Source organism: Geobacillus sp. ZGt-1, from assembly GCF_001026865.1.
In the GTDB taxonomy this organism is placed as follows: domain Bacteria; phylum Bacillota; class Bacilli; order Bacillales; family Anoxybacillaceae; genus Geobacillus; species Geobacillus thermoleovorans.
The window spans coordinates 1-2,116 of sequence record NZ_LDPD01000188.1; the positions used below are offsets into that span (position 1 = coordinate 1).

6 protein-coding genes are annotated in these 2,116 nt (G+C 45.4%); all 6 read left to right on the forward strand.

Going from position 1 to position 2,116, the window contains the following annotated elements; genetic code table 11:
* On the forward strand, positions 1-424 hold a 424-nt coding region (locus VU18_RS16495; RefSeq protein WP_047758582.1), incomplete at its 5' end, for a phage major capsid protein.
* A gap of 43 nt (positions 425-467) precedes the next feature.
* Positions 468-752 (forward strand): head-tail connector protein, encoded by a 285-nt coding sequence (locus VU18_RS16500; RefSeq protein WP_031213117.1) that lies wholly within the window; start codon positions 468-470, stop codon positions 750-752.
* Positions 753-767: 15 nt separating this feature from the next.
* Positions 768-905 (forward strand): hypothetical protein, encoded by a 138-nt coding sequence (locus VU18_RS18200; RefSeq protein WP_158534149.1) that lies wholly within the window; start codon positions 768-770, stop codon positions 903-905.
* Entirely contained in the window at positions 902-1,510 is a 609-nt protein-coding gene (locus VU18_RS16505; RefSeq protein WP_047758583.1) for a head-tail adaptor protein, read from the forward strand. Before VU18_RS18200 ends, VU18_RS16505 begins: the two co-directional genes overlap by 4 nt.
* Entirely contained in the window at positions 1,510-1,905 is a 396-nt protein-coding gene (locus VU18_RS16510; RefSeq protein WP_047758584.1) for an HK97 gp10 family phage protein, read from the forward strand. The genes VU18_RS16505 and VU18_RS16510 overlap by 1 nt, the downstream gene beginning before the upstream one ends.
* Positions 1,902-2,116, forward strand: a 215-nt coding sequence (locus VU18_RS16515) for a DUF6838 family protein (RefSeq protein WP_047758585.1), incomplete at its 3' end; no start/stop codon positions are given. The genes VU18_RS16510 and VU18_RS16515, both read left to right, overlap by 4 nt.

Here is a 2,116-nt window from a genome sequence, read left to right on the forward strand (position 1 = left end):
TAAAGTGGTGAAAAAAGTATTTAACGTTGACTTGGATCCGGCTATTAGCTTGAGTTCGATTGTTTTAACAAACCAAGACGGATATAACTGGCTCGATAGCCAACAGGATGCAAACGGTCGTTTCTTGCTTCAGGATGACATTACACAGCCAGGACGGAAGCTGTTGTTTGGCCGTCCAGTTGTCGTATGTTCTAATCGCTACTTGCCGTCGATCGCCGGTACGCCTAACAAGGCCCCCATTTTTATTGGGAATCTGGAAGAGCTCATCGTATTGTTCTCGCGTCGATTCTTTGAATTGGCGGCAACGAAAGAAGGCGGCGATGCATTTAAACGTGATACGACGGATTTACGTACGATTATGCGCGATGATATTAAATTCTGGGATACCGGCGCGGCTGTATATGGCCAATTGACGCTGAGCTAATGACGGGGGTTATCCCCGTCCCCTTTTATTGGGGGTGATTGTTTTGATCATTACGCTTGATGAAGCGAAGCAATGGCTGCGCGTTGACCATAATGACGAGGATAGTTTAATTAATACGCTGATTAGTGCAGCGGAAAAGTACTTGGTTAATGCGACAGGAAATACGTTTGACAGTACGAATGAGTTGGCCAAGCTGCTCTGCTACGTTCTAGTCGCCGATTGGTACGAAAATCGTGACATGATCGGCAAGACGAGCGAGAAAGTGCGGCATACGGTCGAAAGTATCGTCGCCCAGCTGACTCATTGCTACGATAGCACGACAATGTAGAAAGGGGAAGGATCCATGAGCGAGAAGGCCGAAAAGCGTGCTGAAAAGGAACTGAAATGCCTTGTTTTGGTGTCCCCATCGGGGCATAAATACGAGGTGACGGTGTCGGATGCGGGGAATTTGATTGTGAAGTATAAAGGTGAAGGGACATGAACCCCGGGCAACTGAAGGATCGCCTGACATTTTACGAGATTATTTTTAATGGCGGCGAAGAACAACTTGTTGAGCGATGCAAGCTCTGGGGCCAAGTGAAGTTCAAAAAGAATAAATTCACTGACCAACAGCCTGAAAAGTCATATCAAATCGTTATTCGGGCGAATAGGGTTATAAAACCGTTAATGAAAGCTCTTTGCCAGGGAAAATGGTACGATATTATGTCCGTGGACAAGGGAGAACCGGGCTATTTTATACTGGATTGCACACTCGGCTACGTTCATAGCCTCAATGATCGCTGTACGGTGTCGCGGCTTCAAGAAGTGGAGCTGGCGAGCGGAGAAACGATCCATCAGCCTGTTGTCGTGATGGAGCAAATCCCGTGCGAGCTGGTGAAAATCGACTCCGGTGACACGCTGCAAACCGATACGACGCACAATATTCGCCTGTTTTATAAAATTCATATGGAAACGCATCGAAATATCAAAATCGGCGACAAAATCGAGGTTGCCCATAGAGGAGAAACATTTCTATTCACAGCAAAGGAATGCTTTAAATACCATACCTTCCAAGAGGTGATCGCGGAAATGGAAGGTGAAGCATAATGTTCCAGCTCAAAATAAACAATTTAAAAAAATACGAAGAGCAGTTTATTTTCCTCAAGGAAAATCTCCCTGAGGAGCTGGAAAACTACTTATTGGACGTTGCCAAAGGCTTGTTGCGCCTAGTGAAAGTGAGGACACCAAAAGACGAGGGGAGATTGCGGAGCGGCTGGGAAATTGGTGAGCTGAAGCGGGAAGGCGATGATTTGATTATCGTTGTCTATAACAAGGAGTTTTATGCCCGTTTTGTGGAATACGGTCATAAAGTAGTGATCAATAAAAAAACAGTTGGGCACGCTCCGGGGTTTTACATGCTGACTGTATCGGTAAAGCGGATCAGGCGACAGATCCCACGCCGGTTGAAAAAACACTTTGACAAGGTGCTGAATTCGTTATGATGGCATCACTCAGAAATGCGGTGATTAGTAAGCTCAAAACAGCCTTTCCGGATCATAAAATATACGGTGAAAAAGTGGAACAAGGCCTAAGAAAGCCTTGTTTTTTTATTACCGTTTTGCCTGGCGATGTGATCGAGTTAAACAAATTGATGCAACAAAGGGAAATCACCATCGATGTTCAGTACTTATCTGAAGAAGAAACGAACGCCAA

Bases quoted from the DNA above. Each gene is read 5' to 3' on its own strand.
- VU18_RS18200 (WP_158534149.1), top strand. From the start codon at position 768: ATGAGCGAGAAGGCCGAAAAGCGTGCTGAAAAGGAACTGAAATGCCTT.
- VU18_RS16505 (WP_047758583.1), top strand. From the start codon at position 902: ATGAACCCCGGGCAACTGAAGGATCGCCTGACATTTTACGAGATTATT.
- VU18_RS16510 (WP_047758584.1), top strand. From the start codon at position 1,510: ATGTTCCAGCTCAAAATAAACAATTTAAAAAAATACGAAGAGCAGTTT.